Annotated in this window: 20 protein-coding genes and 2 pseudogenes; 18 read left to right on the forward strand and 4 right to left on the reverse strand. The window is 35.8% G+C overall.

The annotated features are described in order from the left end of the window. Positions 1–171: 171 nt before the first annotated feature. From BAOM_RS10545 to BAOM_RS10560, 4 genes are all read left to right on the forward strand, one after another. Complete coding sequence (locus BAOM_RS10545) at positions 172–585, forward strand: acyl-CoA thioesterase (RefSeq protein WP_127760251.1); 414 nt, start codon at positions 172–174, stop codon at positions 583–585. A 60-nt stretch (positions 586–645) separates the two neighbouring features. Further along, a complete protein-coding gene (locus tag BAOM_RS10550) occupies positions 646–2,319 on the forward strand; it encodes a thiamine pyrophosphate-binding protein (protein ID WP_127760252.1) in 1,674 nt (557 codons plus the stop codon). A 959-nt stretch (positions 2,320–3,278) separates the two neighbouring features. Then, positions 3,279–3,689 carry a hypothetical protein gene (locus BAOM_RS10555; RefSeq protein WP_127760253.1) on the forward strand — a complete coding sequence of 137 codons (411 nt, stop codon included), beginning with the start codon at positions 3,279–3,281 and terminating at the stop codon, positions 3,687–3,689. A 133-nt stretch (positions 3,690–3,822) separates the two neighbouring features. Next, positions 3,823–4,104 (forward strand): hypothetical protein, encoded by a 282-nt coding sequence (locus BAOM_RS10560; protein WP_127760254.1) that lies wholly within the window; start codon positions 3,823–3,825, stop codon positions 4,102–4,104. Positions 4,105–5,167: 1,063 nt separating this feature from the next. Here the strand turns inward: BAOM_RS10560 and brnQ are convergent. Together brnQ and BAOM_RS10570 are read right to left on the reverse strand one after the other, a co-directional pair. After that, positions 5,168–6,520 (reverse strand): branched-chain amino acid transport system II carrier protein, encoded by a 1,353-nt coding sequence (gene brnQ / locus BAOM_RS10565; protein WP_127760255.1) that lies wholly within the window; start codon positions 6,518–6,520, stop codon positions 5,168–5,170. Positions 6,521–7,200: 680 nt separating this feature from the next. Next, positions 7,201–7,752: a DoxX family membrane protein gene (locus BAOM_RS10570; RefSeq protein WP_127760256.1), complete on the reverse strand. Its 552-nt coding sequence runs from the start codon at positions 7,750–7,752 to the stop codon at positions 7,201–7,203. Between the two features lie 706 nt (positions 7,753–8,458). On the opposite strand from BAOM_RS10570, the gene BAOM_RS10575 reads away from it, so the two are divergent. From BAOM_RS10575 to BAOM_RS10610, 8 genes and pseudogenes are all read left to right on the forward strand, one after another. Next, a complete protein-coding gene (locus BAOM_RS10575) occupies positions 8,459–9,337 on the forward strand; it encodes a radical SAM/SPASM domain-containing protein (protein ID WP_127760257.1) in 879 nt (292 codons plus the stop codon). A gap of 310 nt (positions 9,338–9,647) precedes the next feature. Next, positions 9,648–9,860, forward strand: a complete 213-nt coding sequence (locus BAOM_RS10580; protein WP_127760258.1) for a hypothetical protein — start codon at positions 9,648–9,650, stop codon at positions 9,858–9,860. A 42-nt stretch (positions 9,861–9,902) separates the two neighbouring features. After that, positions 9,903–11,507 carry a DcuS/MalK family sensor histidine kinase gene (gene dcuS, locus BAOM_RS10585; RefSeq protein ID WP_127760259.1) on the forward strand — a complete coding sequence of 535 codons (1,605 nt, stop codon included), beginning with the start codon at positions 9,903–9,905 and terminating at the stop codon, positions 11,505–11,507. Next, entirely contained in the window at positions 11,500–12,207 is a 708-nt protein-coding gene (locus tag BAOM_RS10590) for a response regulator (RefSeq protein ID WP_127760260.1), read from the forward strand. Before dcuS ends, BAOM_RS10590 begins: the two co-directional genes overlap by 8 nt. 231 nt (positions 12,208–12,438) lie before the next feature. Further along, positions 12,439–13,407 (forward strand): 2-keto-3-deoxygluconate permease, encoded by a 969-nt coding sequence (locus BAOM_RS10595; RefSeq protein WP_127760261.1) that lies wholly within the window; start codon positions 12,439–12,441, stop codon positions 13,405–13,407. A gap of 98 nt (positions 13,408–13,505) precedes the next feature. Further along, a pseudogene (locus BAOM_RS10600) lies at positions 13,506–13,817 on the forward strand (anion permease); the annotation flags it as partial. A gap of 48 nt (positions 13,818–13,865) precedes the next feature. Then, on the forward strand, positions 13,866–14,549 hold the full coding sequence (locus tag BAOM_RS10605) for an RraA family protein (RefSeq protein WP_127760262.1): 684 nt from the start codon (positions 13,866–13,868) through the stop codon (positions 14,547–14,549). Between the two features lie 462 nt (positions 14,550–15,011). Continuing rightward, entirely contained in the window at positions 15,012–15,995 is a 984-nt protein-coding gene (locus BAOM_RS10610; RefSeq protein ID WP_127762534.1) for a tRNA dihydrouridine synthase, read from the forward strand. Here the strand turns inward: BAOM_RS10610 and BAOM_RS25490 are convergent. Next, positions 15,905–16,153 (reverse strand): IS3 family transposase, encoded by a 249-nt coding sequence (locus tag BAOM_RS25490; RefSeq protein ID WP_373995339.1) that lies wholly within the window; start codon positions 16,151–16,153, stop codon positions 15,905–15,907. The genes BAOM_RS10610 and BAOM_RS25490 overlap by 91 nt on opposite strands. A 113-nt stretch (positions 16,154–16,266) precedes the next feature. After that, entirely contained in the window at positions 16,267–16,464 is a 198-nt protein-coding gene (locus BAOM_RS25495) for a tyrosine-type recombinase/integrase (protein WP_127762535.1), read from the reverse strand. Positions 16,465–16,502: 38 nt separating this feature from the next. Between BAOM_RS25495 and BAOM_RS10620 the strand changes: the two genes are divergently transcribed. The 6 genes and pseudogenes from BAOM_RS10620 (at position 16,503) to BAOM_RS10645 (ending at position 22,194) form a co-directional block, all read left to right on the forward strand. After that, complete coding sequence (locus BAOM_RS10620; RefSeq protein WP_180319834.1) at positions 16,503–17,759, forward strand: DUF445 domain-containing protein; 1,257 nt, start codon at positions 16,503–16,505, stop codon at positions 17,757–17,759. Between the two features lie 275 nt (positions 17,760–18,034). Beyond that, positions 18,035–18,857: pseudogene (locus tag BAOM_RS25360) on the forward strand (MerR family transcriptional regulator). A gap of 110 nt (positions 18,858–18,967) precedes the next feature. Then, the gene (locus tag BAOM_RS10630) at positions 18,968–19,651 is read left to right on the forward strand and encodes a DUF554 domain-containing protein (protein WP_127760264.1); all 684 of its coding nucleotides are present in this window, start codon (positions 18,968–18,970) and stop codon (positions 19,649–19,651) included. Positions 19,652–19,837: 186 nt separating this feature from the next. Beyond that, complete coding sequence (locus BAOM_RS10635; protein WP_127760265.1) at positions 19,838–20,710, forward strand: LysR family transcriptional regulator; 873 nt, start codon at positions 19,838–19,840, stop codon at positions 20,708–20,710. 147 nt (positions 20,711–20,857) lie between these two features. Then, the gene (locus BAOM_RS10640) at positions 20,858–21,178 is read left to right on the forward strand and encodes a hypothetical protein (RefSeq protein ID WP_127760266.1); all 321 of its coding nucleotides are present in this window, start codon (positions 20,858–20,860) and stop codon (positions 21,176–21,178) included. An 89-nt stretch (positions 21,179–21,267) separates the two neighbouring features. Next, positions 21,268–22,194 (forward strand): AEC family transporter, encoded by a 927-nt coding sequence (locus BAOM_RS10645; RefSeq protein ID WP_127760267.1) that lies wholly within the window; start codon positions 21,268–21,270, stop codon positions 22,192–22,194. The last annotated feature ends 301 nt before the right edge of the window (positions 22,195–22,495 follow it).

Consider the following 22,495-nt stretch of genomic DNA (forward strand, 5'->3'; position numbering starts at 1 on the left):
ATATGAAGTAGAAGCTTCCTACTAAGTTAGAAGCTTAGTAAAAGGTGATAGGAATTATGCTTTAAGAGAATGGAAGACCGGGGATCGACAGGAAATATATGATTTGGCAAAGGAAAAAGGCATAAATAATCAAGAAGTATTAGGGATCAGTCAATAGAAAGGGGTTTGAACATGAATAATATTCCTGAAATCGATGTATATGTTAGGTTTTGTGAGACAGACGCAGCAGGTCATGTCAATAACACTAGTTACTTTATATATATGGAAGAAGCACGAACAAAATTTTTTAAAGCGGTCGGTTACGACAAAGATAATAGGGGGGAAATGAATTTCATTGTGGCCTCAGCACAGTGTGATTATTTGGCTCAGGCATATGCAAACCAAACGCTAACTCTTTCCACGAGAGTTTCCAGAATCGGAACAAAGAGCTATACATTGGCGCACGAAATTAAATCAGCAGATACAGGTGCAATGGTTGCAGCTGGAAGTGCTGTTATCGTTTGTTTTAACTTTCAAACACAACAGTCCGAGGTCATTCCGCCAGAACTGCGTTCGATTCTTGAACAATGTTTAGTTACAGTTTGAAAGTGGAGTCGATCTTAATAAAATGGCCATGATTCTATTAAAATATAAGGGTGTGACGTAATGTTAGGTAGAGACTTTTTTTTAAAGGCTTTGAAAGAATACGAGGTAGAGTATTTATTTGGAAATCCAGGGACAACTGAATTGCCATTAATCGATGGTTTAGTGAACTATCCAGATATTGAATTTATTGTTTCACTACATGAGGATGTCTGTGTTGGTATGGCGGCAGGCTATGCGCAAGCAACGGGAAAACCAGGCGTTGTGAACTTGCATGCCGCTCCGGGTCTTGCTCATGGTATGGGGAACGTATACGATGCCTATCGGGCGGGGGTTCCTCTTATTGTCACAGCCGGGCAGCAGGACACTAGACTCGCTATACAAGAACCTGCACTCTGGGGCGAAATGGTTAGCATGGTCAAGGATTATACTAAATGGAGCTGGGAAGTGAAAAACGCTCAAGAATTACCGACAGTATTACATAGAGCATTCAAAATGGCCTTAACTGAACCGATGGGTCCTGTTTTCCTTTCTCTTCCTTCTGATGTACTTTGGCAAGAGGTAGATACAGAACCCATTCCTCTAACCGTTGTTTCCTCTAATACAAGGGGAGACCTTGAGGCTGTGCAAAATGCTGCTATTTTGACTAGACAAGCTAAAAACCCTGTCTTTTTGGTTGGGGATCAATTAGCAAGCTGTGGAGGTTTGAACGAGATGGTTCAATTTGCAGAGATGATTGGAGCTCCAGTTTATGTTGAGCATCAATGTTCCCGCTTAAACTTCCCTTATGGACATCCACAGTATGCAGGGAGATGTCTACCTAACGGTCCATATATCGAGAAGGTACTCAAAGATGCAGATGTGGTGGTTTTTGTTGGGGTAACGAGTCAAGCTCCATTGCTTTATTTTGACAGACCTATTGTTCAACCAGGAACCAAGGTGATTGCTATTAACAGCGGAGAGTGGGAACTGGGAAAAAATATGCATGTTGATACTGCTATTCTGGCAAATCCAAGAATCGCAGTTAAAGAGATTACAGAACTAATCGACCTTCATGCTAGTAATGAGGACCGAGCCCGATTTGAAAGTTTAAAAGAAAAAACTTTGCTAATGAAAAAACAAAGTGATGAACAGCGTTTGAAAGAATTAGAAGGGACGAGAGGACAAGTTCCATTATCCCCTGCTGAAGTCGTATATGAACTAAATAAAGCACTCCCTGAGAATGTTTTGGTAGTTGATGAATCCGTGACCTCCGGAAGGTTCACACATAGTTATTTGGAACTGAACCAACCTGGCAGTCTTATCGCATTAAAGGGCGGCGGTCTTGGATACGGTATGCCGGCTTCTCTTGGTGCTCAGTTAGGACGTCCTGATCAAAGGGTAGTCAATGTGATTGGGGATGGCTCTTCACTTTACTATATCCAATCTTTATGGAATGCCGCCAAGCATAACCTGCCAGTTGTTTTTGTGATTATGAATAATCAAAGTTACATGATTCTTAAAGGTGGAATTCTAAATATTGACGGAGAATCTGCAAAACAAAACGTTTTTCCTGGAATGGATTTAAATGAACCTGCAGTGGATTTTGTTAGTGTAGCAAAGGGATTTGGAATCGATTCGATAAGAATTGAAAAACCTGAAGAACTCCAACCAGCTTTTGAGAAAGCGTTTAATGAGAGAAAACCAATTTTGCTGGATGTTTTAATAGATTCAACGGTAAGAGTTTTTCTTAAGTAATTTATTAGGAGGCATTCTATATGGATATTGTATCTTTGTAGAATATTTCTCGTCATTTCATAGCAAGCAACTATAGAAACAAACCAGTCCATGTGGCGAGTTACTGAGCCGTATGGACCTTTTATTATGAAAAAAATCAGATTTTCTAGATGAATTTTCACCTATTAACCATATAAATGTTGACATGTTGAATGAGCAACATAGGAGGATTGATAGGACGTTTAGTATTAATCAGGCTGAACTGTATCATAAATAGAGGCGGTTTTTTATATAACTTCACTGAACCTAAAAAATGAAAATATAGATATAAAAAAATTTTGTTATTGAAGGACGATATATAAAGGGTTCGTCTTTTTCTTTATAAGTTAAAATTAAAAAAATCCAAAACTTTATTATATTGGATAAAAGTTGAATTCAGGTTAAGCCCTATTAGTACAAAAGAAATAGAAGTTTTTAAAAGTGGTTACCTACTTAGTAGGCAATGTTGCGGAATGTTCTTCTTCCTTGTTTAGTAATACAGAAGTAAGAAGGGCTATTTCACACCGGATTGTTTTAAAATTCGATTTGTCTCAGCCAATTTAACTAATTGCTCCACATGTTCGAAATCCGAGAATCCCCCTTTACTGCGTAGAATTTAGCTCCAGTTACCACCCAAATTCCAGTAATACTTAGAATAACCGCTCCTTCTTATAACATAATTAAATTCTTAATCTTTCTTATACCTCAATTTGATAATACAACCATTCAAAACTTTTGAGTTAAGAGAAAAACACCTCCTTAATCCCTCTTTTTGTTGAGAAATGGAGTATTTTCATAGTGTTATTAACTCAACTTCCTTCCTAAAGCCAAATTACCATCTATTTTTCTAATTCTAATAAAATGTGCTCGTAAACATGATATCTTCACAGTCACGGACAAGTTATATTCATATAATAAATATGGAAAGGGAGGTGATTTAAATGGCATTTTTCCAGTCGGCAATAGCCTCTATCAATAGTGCAGGTGATTTATGTGTCGCTTTTGACGAAAGAGGGTTAGGTAATGAGGATATTGACTATGTATTAACTGCAGATGGAGTAGCTTTCTTTGAATGTCGCAATCGTGGTGGTCATAATCCGGCAGCTTCTAATAAAGAAAGTGTTTCAGGTTTTGTATCAGGAGGTGGAACTTTCTCTTCTCGAAATGGTAGAGTAAGAGAAACCATCTGTACAGATGGTGAATTTCCAGCCCCAAGTGATGATATTAACTGTGGGCAAGGTCAGAGATTGGTGTTAGTAAGGGTTGAATATAGCGATATTCTTTTAGAAGACACAACAAATAATATTTCAATTAGACTTCCAAATGTTTCTAGAGATTTTGTAACCTCCTAATATAACTCTTCCTGCTAATAGTCCAAGCCTATCTTACTCCTAAAGAAAAAACATCGGGGATTCACAGTAATCTTCGATGTTTTTTCTCAAATAAATGAAACGTAAAAACACGTTTATGAAAGGCGTGAATAAATTGTCAAGTAAAAAAGAAGAAAAATATAAAGATAAAAATAAAGATAAAAAAAATAAAGAGTGCAACTGCTGCTGTATTGAAGGGATATTTGAAGAATTAAAGATGAGAATAGGCCATGTCGTTACAGTGTATACGAAACATAATCAAAACTTTTCGCGTAAAATTCATAAAGTAAACAGTGATATTCTTGTCCTTGAAGACGTTCCCTCGCCATTTCCAACATACATTGTGATTCCATTATGTGAAATTAGTATCTTCGTATATGAAAATCCTTCACTTTAATTCCAAAGAAAAATATGATAAAAACTATAGGTGTTTTAGAGTACTTTTTGCCTCAAAGTCTCACAAACTATGCCGGAAAAGGAAGTGTCAATAGGAGGCTTCCTTTTATTTTTATATATAAACTATTTGTTTTTATTAAATATTAATAATCCTAGATAGGTAAAAGAATGATAGGCTGTAAACGAAATAATACTAATTATGATAAAACCAATCCATATCATTTTTTAACTTCCTCTTCTTATACAAGTGTAAGCATTATAGTCAGGAAAAAGTGGTCACATTGCTTTGGTGTCCGGTATCGACAAAAAAACAAAAATGAAGCTTTTTTAGCGTGACGACTACAGCAGTTAAAGGGATTAGGCATGCAGTACTGGTAATTCAATTCATAATGCCAAGAATAAGAATAATTGGAGGAATGACCGTAGTTTTTTATTACGATGAATGGGTGTCATTCGGATCAGGGAAGGCAAAAAATCTTGAACCAATTCGAATACAAATTGACTGCCGGTTTAATAGGTGTGGTCAACCGTACTATAAATAAATGAGGTTATTTCTTAAAAAGAAAGCTGGAGATTAAATGAACAAAAAGTATGATTAGCTCTTACAATTGGGAGTTGATCTTTTTTGTGCGCCCTTTATGATTAGGCGATGTTGTTCTATTTTTATGATTTTAGGAAGGGGATTATAGAATATTACACATAATCCCTATATTAAATCAGACGTCACATTATTCAAGGAAGAGAGAGTTGTCTTCAAACGATGGGCTTGATCAAATTCTAATTCGTACTGGCGGTCGTCTAACTGCCTGCTGGTTACGACTTTATGATGGAATATTTCTTTTTATTTTGTTAGAGCATGAAACCTAAAAAACCCACACTAGGTTGTGGGGAAGAAGATTATATAGATATAAATACTTTTTGTTCGAAACTAACTATGTGCATTGTATTCTTACGGTGAACCTTATCATAAGTAAATGAGGTTTTTTACACTAGGAATTATGATTACGGAGAATAGAAGATTAGGAACCAGCTTAGGAGCTATCTAGGCTGGTTCCCAACTAGCGTTATTGAACAGCAGTTTTTTTAGAGCTCGTTGGCCATAAAAAACCGATAAACGCACCAACTAGAGCTGGTAAAATCCAGCCGAGTCCAATATCGTAAAGTGGTAAATTATCCATGTAGAACAATTTAATGGATTCGAACAAAGAGAGAGACGCGCCTGGTAAACTGTCGACCAACGTGCTGTAGCCATCGAAGAAGCTTACACAAAAAGTGAAGAACATTGTGGTTGCGTAAATACTCTGCTTATGGCCGAATAAAGATGAACAAAGGGCTAATAAGATCAGAACAATGGCTAAAGGATACAGTAACATTAATACGGGTACCGCATATTGAATGATATTGTTTAGTCCGAAGTTGGCAATGAAAAATGACATAAGACATAGTACCAGAACGAACAATTTATAGCTTATTTTTGGAAATATATGATTAAAAAACTCACTGCAAGACGTAATAAGTCCGATGCTCGTTTTTAAACAAGCGAGTACGATAATAATTGCTAATAAAATGGAGCCGAATGATCCGAAATAATGCTGAGCCACTGCAGCAAAGATTAAACCGCCATTATCGTATGTCCCGATGGCCGATACGCTCGATGCCCCCATATAGGTAATGAGTCCGTAAATCAGCATCATCAGTACCATGGCGAAAATGCCTGATTTCCAAGTGGCTTTCGCAATCTCTTTTGGATTGGTGATGCCTTGTCCCTTAATCGCCTGGATGACAACAATGCCGAATGCGAGTGACGCAAGAGCATCCATCGTGTTATACCCTTCTTTAAAGCCCGTTATAAAGGCCAAGTCGCTATAGTCACCAGTTGGCTTACCGAAGTGACCCATCGGTTTGACGATGGCAATGACAATTAAGATGAATAAAAACACTAAAAACGCAGGGGTTAAATATTTGCCAATATAGTCGATAATTTTTGCTGGGTTCAAAGAGAAATAATAGACAATCGTAAAAAATACAAAGCTAAAGAGGCCGAGATATAAACTGCCGTGCACTGGATTGATATACGGTTCAAAACCGACTACGAAAGGAACTGTTGCTGTCCGTGGAATTGCAAAAAACGGTCCAATGGTTAAGTAAAGTGCCACGGAGAAGACGACTCCAAATAGTGGATGGACCCGACCTGCTAATTGACGCAATCCATTACTCCCGGATAAACCAAATGCTAAAATCCCCATAAATGGCAGTCCGATTGCAGTTATGAGGAAGCCAATTAATGCCGGCCAAAAATTCGTGCCAGCGAGTTGCCCCATTTGGATCGGGAAAATTAAATTTCCCGCACCAAAGAACATTCCGAACAGCATCGTACCAATGATGGCATAGGTAGAAAATGATATTTTTTGTTGCATACTTGTGCTCCTTCTAGATGAATTTCACCTATTTTAACACCTTTTTTAGGAGTTAGCTATAGCAAAAGAGAACGTACTATGCATTAAAGCAAGAGAGTGATTAGGCAGTTGGGAATTTTCAAAAAGGGCGAAACATTTCTTGAATGTCCGAAAGCCAATCAGCCTATTACAGGGAGACACCTTTCCAAATCGCCCTAAGAACGGGGAATCAATTCATTGGAAATATGCAACTTACTAAAATTTTCATATGAATGGGAGAAAGAATACCTGTTTTTTAAGCTGGTAAGATGGAAATAGAAATACATATTGAGTTAGCAGTGAGTTAAACCTCATTTAGATATATCACTGAGAACCGTACCATAAGTAGTATAAAGTTCCTTTAAGAAAAGAATAAAAGAATTATTCAATTTTCTTATTGTTAATAATCGTAATGATGCAAATATAATAAATTACCGTCACTAATTTTTAGTGACGGTAATTTATTATATACTTTAATGTAATTTTAAGGTTATTTTAGAATATAATTGCTATGAACCACTATTAACATCAATAAGTAAAGGAAGTAATGACATTGAAGGTTACTAGAATTTTATTATATTTGTTTGTATTATTTAATATCCTTGGGTTGCTGTATTGGATTACTTTAATGTTAATAGACATATTTAACTAATGGTAATAGATTAAGTGTTCCTCAGCAATCTTTCTTTCTCAGGTGGCATGGAGTTGTTTTTTTCTCTTTTGTTTTCATTGGTTGTAAACAGAATATCTAGATTAAAATACTTATCAAGACTTAAATGATAAATTTCCGTTCTAAAAATGATTAATGTAAACGTACTCGTATAAAGAACAAGGCTCATTAAATTCATATTTCCAGAAAGTATGAAGTTAATGTGCATAAAGAGACAGATTAAGATTGATGGTATAGTAAGTAATCCCATTATAATAAGTACACCAAGAATAATTTGAACGATAGGAATGACATAGTTTAAAGTCATCATATATTCTAATGCTACGTTTTCAATGAAAATTTTATAAAACAATGGGACATTTGGCTTCTCTAATGCACTGATTAAATATTCATTCAGAAATACCCCCGGTTCTTTAAACCATAGTTTTTCGGAAATTTTGGTTACTCCAGCTAATAGCCAACCAATTCCAAAGAGAACACGCATTAAAACAATAAGAGATGGAAACAACCATCTTTTTTTATTTACTTTTGATTGAATTGCCATTCGAGTAATCCTCCTCTTTAAATATTTAGTTTTTTTCCTTATATAAACTTTTTTGTCTTAGGTAAAAAATAAGAACAAAAAAATTTGTATGTTTGATTTTGGACTTTTGCATTATATGCATTACTCTCAAAAAGTTTCCTTGATGCAAAATATTTTACCACACAAAAAAAGAATATTGGTAAATATTAATGAAGTATTTCTTTTTATTTTGTTAGAGCAGGAAACCTAAAAAGCCCACACTAGGTTGTGGGGAAGACGATTATATAGATATAAATACTTTTTGTTCGAAACTAATTATGTGCATTGTATTCTTACGGTGAACCTTATCATAAGTAAATGAGGTTTTTAAGTAAGTGTGTCCCCCTAAGACTACATAAAATGGAATATACTATATGGTGGAACATTTTTGGTTAAAATTTTGACAATATGTTAGTTACCTAATCGTTTGCTAACATGTGAAGACCATTGAAGAAAATCTTCTGATAGTTTTCTACCATTATATGTGAATGGTATAAGTAAAGGAATTCTTGTGTAGATAGTAGTAGGATAAATAATAGGAAAAATACAAGTGCGTTCTGTTAAACAGAAAAATGGTAACGGTAGTTTCCTTGAATAAGCATGTTCCCATTTAGGAATAAATATGCTGTAATAGTGATAGAATAATAGTTCATCCTGTTCTAAGAGTCGAAGAAGTGAGGAATTGATAGTGAAAAAATTTAAAAAGTTTTACTTAGAGATTACAAGTGTGTGTAATCTTGCATGCAGCTTTTGTCCGCCAACAGAACGACAGAAGCAATTCATTTCTGTGGAGGATTTTTCTAAGAGATTAGACCAAATTAAACCGCACACAGACTACATTTATTTACATGTAAAAGGTGAGCCGCTGCTCCATCCTAAAATAGACCAATTGTTAGACTTAAGTCATGAAAAAGGGTTTAAAGTCAATATCACAACCAATGGAACATTAATTAATAAAAAGAGGGAAAAATTATTAAATAAGCCTGCGCTAAGACAAATGAATTTCTCACTCCATAGCTTTGATGGCCATATTGGTTCTAAAGATAAGGAAGGGTATGTTAGAAGTATCATTTCTTTTATTAAAGAAGCAACGAGCCAATCAGAAATGATTGTTTCCCTGAGATTATGGAACCTTACACAAGACAATACGACGAATATTGAAAGAAAACGAAACAGAGAATTACTAGAAATTATTGAGAAAGAATTTGATTTAGACTACAAAATTGAAGAGAAGGTCGTACCAGGAAGCGGCGTGAAAATTGCGGAACGCATCTTCATTAATCAAGATTACGAGTTTCAGTGGCCTGCGTTACATGAAGAAGAAGATGATGGGAAGGGCTTCTGCTATGGCATGCGAAATCAAGCAGGGATTTTAGCAAATGGAACGGTTATCCCTTGTTGTCTGGATGGTGAGGGAGTTATTAACCTTGGAAATATTAATGATCATTCATTTTCTGATATTATCGAGATGGATAGAGCCAAAAACCTTGTAGATGGTTTTTCACGAAGAGTGGCAGTCGAGGAACTATGTAGAAAATGCGGATATCGCAAAAGGTTTGGAAAATAGATAATAGGCAAATGGTTTGGATTTAGTAAGTTAGATGGAGTCATTCCAACTCATTCCCTCATTTAGATCTAACGCGGTGAACCTTATCACAAGTGATGGTAAACAAGAAAATAGAATTTAAATAAATATATTTATGAAGACAAGTTCAAAAAAAGCTTGTCTTTTTTTTATGAACAATGAAAAAACCCGTACTATTTTTCTACCCAAACACTTTTTTTAATTACAAAAAGCGTCCTGCCATTTTCAAGTACTATAATATACGTTGATAAATTTCATTCATGAAGTGAAAGTGTGTTGGGGGGTGACATCTTTGATCATCACACTTACTAGGTTTCTAATAGGTATATTACTAGGGTTTATTGCGGCCAAATTTACCAACAATGTTCCGATGTTAATTTTAAAAAGTGCAATGATGCTCACCCCCAATTATGGCGGATGCCACTTTGCTAATTGGATGATTTCTGATAAAGGCTGCTTAAAGCTTTTTTATGAGCTTAGCGGTCTTTTGTCATTTTATGTATAAGTTATATACATACTATCATTATGATAATACCTGGAGGAGAGTATGAAGAAGAGCAAACTTAGTTTACAAGCCATTATTATTATATTTGTATGTATTGTCGTGGCTTTATCACTTGGAATAACGGATTTAATCATAAGCAAAAGAATTACCTCCAGTGTGGAAGACACCGAAAAAGAAAAGGCCCTTAATGTAGCAAAGATGGTTTCCTTAAGCCCGCTGGTGATTGATGGTTTGGAAAGATCAACCAATATATCGGAAATACAAGCTTTTGCCAACCAAATTAAGGATAAAACAAATGTTAATTTTGTTGTTGTGATGGACATGAAAGGAATACGGCTTTCCCATCCGGATCCTAGTGAAGTAGGGAAGCTTTTTAGGGGAGGAGATGAAGGGCCTGTCCTACAAGGGAAAGAGTACGTATCAATCTCAAAAGGCATACTAGGACCATCCATGAGGGCGTTTACCCCAATAAAGAATTCTCAAGGAAAACAAGTTGGTGCAGTTGCTGTAGGAATTTCCTTAGAAAACGTAACAATGGCTGTACATAAAGGTCGAATGGGTATGGTTATTGGTACCTTAATCGGATTATTGATTGGAGTGGTTGGCGCAGTAGGGCTTGCGAGATACATCAAAAAAATCCTTTTAGGACTCGAACCGCCCGCTATTGCCAGGTTGCTTGAAGAACGTAGTTCCATGCTTCAGTCTGTGCGTGAGGGAATAATAGCCATTGACCAGGGAGGAAAAATCACCCTTGTAAACAGGGCGGCCCGTAAGCTCTTTAAAAAAGCTGGACTTGAAGAGAATCCTATGGGAATGAACATCGAAGAATATTTGCCAGAGACTAGGTTAACTCGCATTGTAAAATCGGGTAAAACGGAAATAAATCAAGAACAGAACCTGCATGGGGTTACTATTTTAGTAAATACGGTACCGGTGGTTGTGAAGAATCAACCGGTAGGGGTAATTGCTACATTCCGTGATAAAACAGAGGTTCAAGTTTTGGCCGAACAGCTCACAGGTGTGCGTAACTATGCGGATGCTCTTCGTGCCCAGGCACATGAATTCATGAACAAACTTCATGTCATCCTTGGCCTAGTTCGAACTGAACAATATGATGCACTTGCTAACTATGTGAGTGAAACGGTTAACCACCGGGAAACAGAAATGGGCTTTATGATGAAGAAAATTCAAGACCCTGTTCTTGCTGGATTTTTAATTGGTAAACTAAGCTTTGCTAGAGAATCAGGTGCTTCTTTATTATTTGATTGTGCAAGTAAAATCCCCAAGCCTGCAAACCCGGAAATCACACATGAGCTGATAACAATCATTGGAAATCTCTTCGATAACGCAATGGATGCAATTGCGGACAGTCCAAACAAAAAAGTCGACCTTAAACTTGATTATGCAGAGGATATTTTAACAATCGAGGTTAAAGACACAGGGGTGGGAATGACGAAATCACTCCAAAATAAAATACTGGATAAAGGCTTCTCTACGAAAGGAGACAACCGAGGGTTCGGATTATATCTGTTGGCGCAGGCAATTGAAAAACTAGAGGGGGACATGATTATTTCGTCCAAGCCAGGAAAGGGAACAAATTTTGCCGTGTATATACCGTATAAAGCAGAGGATGAACAGAATGATTAATGTAATGATTGTCGAAGATGACCCGATGGTAGCAGAAATCAATAAACAATATCTTGCCAAAATTGATGGATTCCGGCTGGCTGCAACAGTCCATTCAGTTGCTGAAGCCATTCGATCTTTGAGAAAGTATGATATTCAGCTCATTCTCTTAGATATTTTTATGCCAGGGAAGCAGGGTCTAGAGCTGTTAGCGTATCTTCGGGAAAATGACCTTGAAATTGATGTCATCATTATTTCAGCGGCCTCAGATCTTGAAAAAATTAAGAGGGCATTAAGGTATGGTGTTGTCGACTATTTAATTAAGCCTTTCGAGTTTGAACGGTTTAACGCTGCACTTGCTGCCTATCTTGAGCAAGCCCGGTTCATTGGTAAACAGGATTCGGTTAGTCAGCAAGAGCTCGATAACTTACTTTGGCACAGAGAAGAAGCCGTAATCGCAGAGGAACTGCCAAAGGGATTAGCGAAGGATACCTTAAAGCAGGTATGGGATGCCATTCAAGAGTTGAAGCGGGGGCCTTTTTCCACTGATGAAGTAGCGAATGTTGTAGGAATATCAAGGGTTTCAGCAAGAAAGTACCTTAACTTTCTAAAGGACTTAGGAATACTTGAAGTCAAGGTGATTCATGGAACAATCGGAAGGCCTGTGTATCAGCATGAATTTAACCCATTTAAAGAACACTTAATAAAAAATTTTCTGTAAGCAGTTTTTGAAGCTGCTTACTTTTTTTATTTATAAAAAGAATTACTAAACTTTCATAAACTATGAAAACGGTTTACATGGGAATATGATAGACATGTAACAAGATAAAAGGGGATTAAAACATAACACAGCCTGCAACAAAATCGAAATTCCTTCCCCTAATAACTGGATAAATCGAGAAAATAATAGGTTTTTTGCAAGATTAAAAAAACTATTTTAGGGGGATTAAACATGCAAATTCCAATTAAGAAAACGCTTGATAAAATTCCAGGTGGTATGATGGTTGTTCCACTTTTTTTAGGCGTATTAACTAATACATTTTTCCCGCAGTTTTTACAAATTGGGGGTTTTACAACGGCATTATTCAGTAAAGAAGCCTCATCAACAATTTTGGCATGTTTTATGTTTTTAATTGGTTCACAAATTAATTTCAAATTAGCACCAAAAGCATTAAAAAAAGGTGCCATATTAATAACAGGAAAATTTATAGTAGGTGCTGGTATAGGTATAACGGTAGCCATGCTTTTTGGACCTGCTGGAATACTAGGATTATCACCATTAGCCATCCTTGCAGCGTTATTAAATGCTAATGGTGGATTATATGCATCTCTTGCTTCATCGTATGGTGACGAAACGGATGTAGGGGCATATGCGGTATTTTCTTTAAAAGATGGTCCATTTTTCACATTAGTTGCATTAGGTGCATCCGGCCTTGCCTCCATTCCTTTTGAAGCACTTGTAGGAGTATTAATTCCAATAATAATAGGAATGATTTTGGGGAATATTGATCCTGATATGAGAAAGTTCCTTGGCAGCAGTAAATTATTATTAATTCCATTCTTCTCATTCCCATTAGGTGCAGGAATGAATCTTTCAACAATTCTAGAAGCGGGAGGTCCTGGCATATTACTAGGATTAATAGCTGCATTCACTGGAATTGGAGCTTACGTACTTTTGAAGTTATTTAAAGAAAATCCTATAGTTGGTTTAGCAACAGGGTCAACAGCTGGAAATGCTGTAGCTACACCAGCTGTTGTTGCAGCAGCAGATCCTACCTTAGCTTCAATAGCACCCGGAGCTACTGCACAAGTTGCAGCAGCATGTGTAATATCTGCAATAATCTGTCCGATTATTGTTAGCTATGTATTTAAAGTGTCCGAAAAGAAAAAAGCTAAAAAATCAATTTCAAGTGCAGCATGATAAAAAGTAAAGTAAATTTATAACACGGAAAAATGGAAGATAGACCAAAGCAATCAGCGGTTTTACTGTCTGCTTTGTTTAGTTACAAAAAAGGGGAATTAATTTACTTTTATTCACACTATTTCTTTGCAAGCAATACCGTACACGTCCGTGCCATGTATGCCGCATTTTTAGGAGTAGCCATCGCAGCAGGAACGTCATCCATGCTAACTGCTTTGATTTTAGGGTTTTTCGGTAACTTGTTCGGATGTCTAACCCATTACGGCTCCGGTCCTGCTCCTGTATTCTTTGGTTCAGGCTATGTTTTGCAAGATAAATGGTGGTTAATCGGATTTGGCGTTTCAGTCATTCATATTATTATTTGGGGTCTTGTTGGAGGGCTCTGGTGGAAAGTACTTGGTTTATGGTAAAAAATAAACTAAAATAAACTTTTATATTGGTTCAAAAGGGAGATTTTTATGTCAAATATAGGTTTTCGTGTTTTTGAAGACATTCAAAGACCATCAACGGAGTTAATTCTAGGTTTTGCAGGTATGCAAGCTGCCAACATTGGGGATTGCATGAATAAAATGGCTGCAATTGACTCATCTATTCAAAAAGTCAATAAACAAAATTTGCTTGGACCAGCCTATACCGTTAAAGTGCCAAGCGGGGATAATCTATTAATTTTTCTTGCTATTGAAAGAGCACAGCCGGGCGATATCCTTGTCATTGATGGAGAAGGATGTATGGATCGAGCACTAGTGGGAGAAGTTCTGTCGAAGCTTGCACAATCAAAAAAATTAGGTGGCTTCCTAATTGATGGTTGTATTAGGGATTACGAAGTATTAAGTCAAATGGACTTACCTATTTTTGCGAAAGGACGAACACCGAATGGTCCTTATAGAAATGGTCCTGGAGAGATAAATGTTCCTGTTAGTATTGGAGGAAAGGTTGTTTGTCCTGGAGATATCATCATAGGAGATGATGATGGTGTTATCGTTATAAAGCCGGAAGAGGCAAAAGAATTACAACAAAAAGTGTTAGAACTCCAGAATAGAGAAGCAGCTATCTTAGAAAAAATAGAAACAGGAAAAGGCTTAGATTTAAATTGGGTTTATGAAAAATTAAATCAAAAGCATTGTGAATTCATTAAAAAGTAATTCATAAATAGGCCATAAAATGATTGCGGGTTATTACTATCTGGCACGTTTCGGAGAAATCATACACAAATGGACAGGACACCAGTATTTAGCACGCTAATTAATACAATGACAAAACGATAATATTAAACATTCCGACCCTGATTTCGCTAAAGTACACTTTTGCGATTTCGAGGTCTTTTTTCTGTTGAATCCTTGTTAATCCAGTGTTCTTTCAATTTTCTTTTTGAGCAAAGCTTTATTTTAACTCGAACAGTGGAATGCTGGTTGATGAGGTGGATTTTAGCAGGAGGTTATTTTGGTTGTACAGAGATTGCAAAGTTAAAATAAACATTTACGATTCATTTGATAAAAAGTGCTTAAGCATGGTATAAGTGTAAAGGAAGCAGAGACATTTTGCTTTGTAATTTTGGGACAAGGGGTTGGCCTGGTATCCCATCATGAGAGGATTTGAGTTTGAATATGATAGATAATTTTTGGCGTGATTTACCACGACCTTTTTTTATACTGGCACCAATGGAAGATGTGACGGATGTTGTTTTTCGTCATGTAGTGAGTGAAGCAGCTAGACCGGATGTGTTTTTTACAGAGTTTACAAACTCGGAGAGCTATTGTCACCCAGAGGGGATCCGCAGTGTGCGTGGGCGTTTGACTTTTACAGAGGATGAACAACCAATTGTAGCTCATATATGGGGCGATAAACCTGAAAACTTTCGGCAAATGAGTATTGGTATGGCGAAACTTGGGTTTAAGGGAGTGGATATCAATATGGGCTGTCCTGTACCTAATGTGACACAGCATGGGAAGGGAAGCGGCCTTATCCGTCGTCCGGAAGTTGCAGCAGATTTAATACAAGCAGCAAAAGCAGGAGGATTGCCCGTAAGTGTAAAGACAAGGCTTGGTTACACGGAGGTAGACGAATGGCGCGACTGGCTGACACACATATTGAAACAAGACATTATGAATCTTTCCATTCATCTGCGTACAAGAAAGGAAATGAGCAAAGTAGATGCTCATTGGGAACTAATCCCGGAGATTAAGAAACTTCGTGACGAGGTGGCACCGGATACACTCTTGACGATCAATGGGGATATCCCTGACCGTCAGACTGGCTTAAAGCTTGCTCAACAATACGGTATTGATGGGGTTATGATTGGGCGTGGTATTTTCAATAATCCATTTGCCTTTGAAAAAGAGCCGAAAGATCATAGTAGTAAGGAATTACTTGATCTCTTAAGGTTGCATCTGGATCTCCATGATAAATATTCAGAATTAGAGCTGCGTTCGTTCAAGGCTCTTCATCGCTTTTTTAAGATTTATGTCAAAGGATTCCGAGGGGCGAGTGAATTAAGAAATCAATTAATGAACACAGTGTCAACAGATGAAGTGTGTGCATTGCTCGATAACTTTGAGTCAAAGAATCTTACTGGAATGGGAGAACAGTAGAAGTGTCCCAATTCAAGGTGAAAGAGAAGTAGGACGTTAAACTGGTGTGTCCCCAAAAAGTTAGAGTTTATACGTAATTGGCTGGTGTGAAGGCGGTATTGAACCGGACTCATGCCCGCCCATTTTTGCTTTATACGTTTGTTAGTATAGTAATCTATATTAGGTTATGAATTTATAAATTAAAAGTACGCAAATGAGGAAAATCATTATTTCTCCATTTTCTTGTTTTGATTTATAAACAGAATTCCTTCACTTTTAACCTAGCATTTTTTCAAATTTGCTCACTGTTTCTATTTGCATGACCGAGACGTTCGCTGACAATTTTGAGATTGATGCCTTGTTTCATTAATAGCATTGCATTGGTATGTCGTAAGCCATGAATAGATATTTTCTTTACTTCTGATTTTTTAATTAATCCAATGAGCTTTTTATAAAGAACTGTGATGAAATTTGCTACTAATTTGGTTATATTAAATGTTGTATATCATTGAAGGATGAGGGAATATAATGTCAACTAAAACAAAATCGTCAAAAAAAATTGCTAGATATTCACTAATTATTATGGGGGTAGGTTATATTGCTACCATGCCGTTTGAAGGTTCATTGTGGAGTGGTTTATTACACGGAGGTTTTGAAGCTGGGCTTGTTGGTGGATTAGCCGATTGGTTTGCAGTTACTGCACTATTTCGCCGCCCGCTTGGATTACCCATCCCCCATACAGCTTTACTGCCCAATAATCGTAAAAGAATGTCAAATGCACTTGTTTCGGTAGTAAAAAATGACTGGATTTCTAAGGAAAGCATCCAAGAAAAAGTAAAACACATTCCTTTTACAGAAAAGCTAATCGCCATCATAGCTGAACAGATGCAAACAGATTCTTTTAGAAAAGGTCTTATTCAACTAATCAAGAAACTGATTCGTTACATAGACGTTGAAAAGCTTACACCTTTCATTAAAAAACAAATAACATCGACGCTTGCTAACGTTGAAATGAGAAAATTTCTTCAAGTCATAAGCTCACAGCTAATTAATGAACAGGTTGATAAGAAAGCTCTGGATCATATTTTGAAAAAAGCTGAGGCTTGGTTAAGAAAAGAACAGACTAGTCACCGGTTAGGTACTGTTTCTATGAATATAATCAACAAGATTGAAGCAGATGGCATGCTGCAGTTTGTTCTTAAGTCTATTCAAGGTTTACTGAACGAGGAAAAACTCGGCAATATTGTGCAAAACCTATTACTAAGTGTGGTCAATAGTTTGAAACACGAGGGTGAAGCGAATCGAGAAGCTTTACTCTTATATATCCGGAAAGAGTTACAAGGTATAAATGATAACAAGGAGCTAGTAGAGAGCATTGGAAAATGGAAAAATCAACTTCTAGCGAAATGGGAGCCTGATCAAACAATAACGGAAAGTCTGCAACAAATTCAAGAAAAAGCATTAGTTTTCGTAGAAGATAAAGATTTTATGGATACTTATCTTATTCCATTGATGAACCGCATACTAGACAACATCCAAGAAAATAACACCAACATTGATCATTGGATACAAAAACAAATAGCCGTGCTCGTTGAAAATAATCATTCACAAATTGGCAATCTTGTACAAGAAAATTTAGATAAGCTAGACAATGAAACACTTGTTGATATGATAGAAAACAATGTAGGAAAAGAGCTACAATGGATTCGTGTTAACGGAGCAGTTTGTGGTTTTGTAATAGGGATTTTCCTAACAGGTGTACAAGCTCTGTTTAGACTAGTATAGTATCCTTTATTACGAATTAAGTTTACTAATTCGTTTCTCTCGATTTATCAGGGGTAACTAGAAAGAAGCGGTTATAACAACTAAAGAACATAGTTCAATACTGTTTTCTCTATCCCATCTAAAAAGAAAAGTGAGCTTACATTGTCCCTTCATGACAACGTAAGCTCACTTTTTACATACCCTATTCTTATTAGATGATGTAATATTAGTACGGAATCTACTGTAAAATTCGAGTAATTTCATTTTTAGTATTAATGCAGATAGAGGAGTTTTCTATGAAAGAGTATTTTACTATTGGAGAAGTATCAAAGCTATTCAAAGTCAAAATTGCAACACTTAGGTATTATGATGAGATTGGTCTCTTACGTCCAGAATTTATTGATGAAAAGAACAACTATAGATATTATTCGACACAACAGACAGTTTGAAAGGTTGAATTCAATAAAATATTTGAGGGCTTTAGATTTGCCAATAAGCGAGATTAAAGACTTTTTTAACTATCGGGAAATTGATACTCTAGTTGAGATGTTAAAAAAACAAAAGGATGAAGTAGCTAAAAAAAAGAGAGAATTAGAGATAATTGAAACTAAAATCTTACGCCGTCTAGTACAAATTGAAGATGCTGTCAGTACAACTCTAGATAAAATATCGGAAGTAAAACTTCCTGAAATGCGTGTAGCATATTTACGCCATGAATATGTTATTGGAGATGACATTGAACTACCCATTACAGAATTAAGGAATAGTTATGGGATAAATGGAGAAATTTTTTTAGGGAAAATCGGAGTCTCGATTTCGATTTCTAATTTGAGTGCACATAATTTTGATAAATATTCAAATGTTTTCATGGTGCTTGAAGAAGGAGATTAGATAGCTCCATCTTCGGTTATTATACCAGAGAGAGACTATTTAAGAATTCGATTTAAAGGAACTCATATGGATGCTGCAGCCTATTATAAAAAATTGTTAACCCATATGAAAAAGTATAATTATGAACTGATAGACGATTCTATTGAAATAACACTGATTGATTATGGCATTACGAATGATAAAGATAAATATGTTACGGAAATTTTATTGCCGTACACCCGCACATAAATTTTAATCATTTATTGATAATAGCCACTTGACCCTCTAGTTACTAGAGGGTTTATTTTTGTTTTTAGATTCTAATAAGAAACACCACTTAGAGAAAAGGAGATAAATGTATGTTTGGAACAATATTTAATACTATGATGATCATAATGGGGAGCATTATTGGAAGCATTTTTAAGAAAGGGATAAAAGATGAATATCATGAAATCCTTATGCAGGCTATGGGATTAGCAGCTATGGGATTAGGAATTAATGCATTAGTACAGCATTTACCTTCCAGCAAATATCCAGTTCTTTTTATTGTAAGTTTAGCCATAGGGGGATTACTTGGTGAAAAACTTAAGTTGGAATCGAGATTTAATACGTTAGTTAATAAATATTCTAAGGGTAATTTAGCTGAAGGGTTATCAACTGCTATTTTATTATTTTGTATTGGGACATTATCTATTTTAGGTCCTGTAGAAGCAGCGTTAAAGGGAGATTATACGTATCTCCTTGCAAATGGTATGTTAGATGGCATTACTTCGATTGTTTTAGCCTCCACTTTTGGAATTGGAATAGCTTTTGCGGGCATAGTATTATTCGCATGGCAAGGTTCCATTTATTTAATTGCTATTTTAATGGAGAATTCCTTAAGTAATGATCTCCTGAATGAAGTAACTATTGTAGGAGGAATATTGATTTTAGCGTCAGGATTAAGTATTTTGGGAATCAAGAAATGTAATACTTTAAATCTTTTGCCCTCATTAATGATTCCTCCTATTGTATTTTTGATTATTCATTTAGCCCATTTATAATGTTTGTGAAATGTTGTACTTAAACAAACGGGGCAAGAGCTAAAGTTCACTGAATGATGCTAACAAACAAGTTAGTTTAATAAGAATAATTTTTCTAAAACCCTTATTCTTATTTTTATATGGTAATCTAAATAGTGATTGAATGATTTTTTTGTAACATTAATAGTAAATAAGGTGGATAAGAAAATGGATGAGCAGGACTGGACAATCTTAAAGGTGCTTTACGAAAAAAAGAATATTACAAAAACGGCCGAGAGCTTATATCTATCCCAACCATCATTAACGAAAAAAATTCAACAAATAGAGAAAAAATATCAAGTAGTAATTGTCAAAAGAGGAACAAAAGGTGTTCACTTTACACCTCAAGGAGAATATTTAGTTCAATGTGCGGATGAAATGCTTTATCGCCTCCAACAGATTAAAGATACAGTATCTAATATGAGTGAAGAGGTTAGCGGAACCTTACGATTAGGAGTTTCTAATTACATAACAAGGCACAAGCTGCCACATCTTTTAAAGCTTTTTCGTGAACAGTTCCCAAAAGTAAATTACAAAGTTACAACGGGATGGAGCAAGGATGTATTTAATCTTGTATATAATGGGGATGTTCATATTGGGATGGTCCGTGGAGACTATCAGTGGTCAGGTTCAAAAATACTACTATTTGAAGAAAACCTCTGTGTAACATCATTAGAAAAAATTGAACTTGGTGACCTGCCAGCCCTACCGAGAGTTGAATATGAAACAGATGTGTTGCTCAAGACCATGATTGATAATTGGTGGCGTGGGGAATTTTCACAGCCGCCTTTTATCGGCATGGAAGTGGATAAAGCTGATACTTGCAAAGAAATGATATTGAACGGTTTGGGATACGGGATACTTCCGAGTGTTCTTGTACAGGAACATCAAAACCTTAATCGAATCATTCTAAAAGATAGAAAAGGGAATCCGATTGTAAGAAGAACTTGGATGTTGTATCCTGAGAAATATCTTGAAATCAAAGTAGTTAAAGAATTTATAGAATTTGTGAAAAAATTGGATTTTAAATCTACTATTTAGGAAAGTGTGGGCAATTGCTCAGGCTTTTTTTATTTGGTGTCAAACAGGAGATGTTGTCATTCCTTTTTTGAATGAATTTCGATAATTTATTTGTATTTCAACTATTTGGATATTGTTTTTAAAATGAAATGGACGGGGGGAGAGCAATTGGAGGACAATTCAAAGAAACTTATTACATTTTTAATGGAGCACGAAGGGAAAGATTTCGATGCAATCATAAAGGATGAAATCGAAGGGATCGTTGGATTTAGTTTTATGACTTATGTTAAGGGGGCAAAAGTTCATACCCAATCAGGGAGAATAACAGTTAGTGAACCTAATACAGGAACATACTTTTACTTACCGATTAGTGGAATTGAACAGATCTACGACGAAACCTGTCGGCGGTATGATATAGCATTAACAATAAAATATAACAATGGCTATAGCATCTATATACAGATTTTTGAACCATATTGGAAGGATTAAAGCACCTTAAGCATTATACAGACTTTTATTCTAATAAAATTACAAGTTCCCATTGCACTTATTATTCTTAAAATGGAAAGGATTATTTTATGGACGTTTTATTTCATATTACTTTGAACGTTATTTTTCCCATATTTGCACTTATTGGAGTTGGAGCACTTCTTCATAGAAGATTTAAATTAGACATGCGTACCTTATCTAAATTAAATTCATATTTACTAATGCCTGCTGTGAGTTTTGCCAATGTTTATGAGAGTGAAATTAGAGGAGATACGCTTCTGCATATTCTTAGTTTCCTTGTCATACAAAGTCTTTGTTTAATGATATTCAGTACAGGAATCTCTAAAATAGCGAAATTTGAGAGCGGTCTTTCAGCTACCTTTAAAAACAGTGTTGTATTAAGTAATTCGGGGAACTTTGGATTACCTGTCAGTCAGGTTGTTTTTCATCATAACCCTCTTGGACTATCGATACAAGTAGTCGTTATGATTTTTCAAAATCTATTAACTTATACTTATGGGTTATTTAATTCTGTTTCTGTTGATAAGGCAAAATTCCAGGCAATAAAAACGTTTTTGAAAAACCCTGTCTTATACGCCTTTTTGTTTGGTTTTTTTCTTCATGCAGTTTCTATAAAAATTCCAGAATACATATGGACCCCTATTAAAAATACTTCAAACGCATTTTTAGCTATAGCACTTATTACACTTGGTGCACAAAGTGCCTTCCTAAGAATAACAAGCTTTTCGCTGCCTTTAGTGCTAAGCCTTATTGGAAGGTTAATTCTTTCACCATGTATTGCGTTCTTCGTTATTTTACTATTAAAGTTGGACGGTACTACAGCACAGTCATTGTTTATTGCGAGCTCTTTTCCAACTTCAAGAAATAGTTCGCTGTTCGCACTTGAATATGGAAATCATCCTGAATATGCTGCGCAAGCAGTTTTATTGTCTACCGTATTCAGTATGATGACAGTAACCATAGTTATTTTTTTGGCCCATTTATTATTTTCTTAAAAAGCATTTATATCTTGAAATTCAGCAATGCTGTTGAATGTCTTAACTTACAGTCTTTCGTTTAACGTGACAAAGAATTAAAGCAGGTGTACGCTTAATAACATATCTATTCCTTACAATGTGAATGACATAAGGAGTGGAGTAAGCATCATCCTACTACTTTTTCTAAAAAGACGATGTCACAAAATGGGAGGTATTAGTAGATGGGGTTTATATAAAAGATTACTCATTCGCAAGGTTCAGGGGAATTTGGAAATTTTGACTCAGGTCAATTTTTAATATGTATCATTAATTATGTAAT

The sequence above is a fragment of the Peribacillus asahii genome, assembly GCF_004006295.1.
Lineage (GTDB): Bacteria > Bacillota > Bacilli > Bacillales > DSM-1321 > Peribacillus > Peribacillus asahii_A.

Bases quoted from the DNA above. Each gene is read 5' to 3' on its own strand.
- BAOM_RS10630 (WP_127760264.1), top strand. From the start codon at position 18,968: ATGTTTGGAACAATATTTAATACTATGATGATCATAATGGGGAGCATT.
- BAOM_RS10610 (WP_127762534.1), top strand. From the start codon at position 15,012: ATGATAGATAATTTTTGGCGTGATTTACCACGACCTTTTTTTATACTG.
- BAOM_RS10590 (WP_127760260.1), top strand. From the start codon at position 11,500: ATGATTAATGTAATGATTGTCGAAGATGACCCGATGGTAGCAGAAATC.
- dcuS (WP_127760259.1), top strand. From the start codon at position 9,903: ATGAAGAAGAGCAAACTTAGTTTACAAGCCATTATTATTATATTTGTA.
- BAOM_RS10550 (WP_127760252.1), top strand. From the start codon at position 646: ATGTTAGGTAGAGACTTTTTTTTAAAGGCTTTGAAAGAATACGAGGTA.
- BAOM_RS10645 (WP_127760267.1), top strand. From the start codon at position 21,268: ATGGACGTTTTATTTCATATTACTTTGAACGTTATTTTTCCCATATTT.
- BAOM_RS10570 (WP_127760256.1), bottom strand. From the start codon at position 7,752: ATGGCAATTCAATCAAAAGTAAATAAAAAAAGATGGTTGTTTCCATCT.
- BAOM_RS10635 (WP_127760265.1), top strand. From the start codon at position 19,838: ATGGATGAGCAGGACTGGACAATCTTAAAGGTGCTTTACGAAAAAAAG.
- BAOM_RS10620 (WP_180319834.1), top strand. From the start codon at position 16,503: ATGTCAACTAAAACAAAATCGTCAAAAAAAATTGCTAGATATTCACTA.
- BAOM_RS10605 (WP_127760262.1), top strand. From the start codon at position 13,866: ATGTCAAATATAGGTTTTCGTGTTTTTGAAGACATTCAAAGACCATCA.
- BAOM_RS10595 (WP_127760261.1), top strand. From the start codon at position 12,439: ATGCAAATTCCAATTAAGAAAACGCTTGATAAAATTCCAGGTGGTATG.
- BAOM_RS10545 (WP_127760251.1), top strand. From the start codon at position 172: ATGAATAATATTCCTGAAATCGATGTATATGTTAGGTTTTGTGAGACA.
- BAOM_RS10555 (WP_127760253.1), top strand. From the start codon at position 3,279: ATGGCATTTTTCCAGTCGGCAATAGCCTCTATCAATAGTGCAGGTGAT.
- brnQ (WP_127760255.1), bottom strand. From the start codon at position 6,520: ATGCAACAAAAAATATCATTTTCTACCTATGCCATCATTGGTACGATG.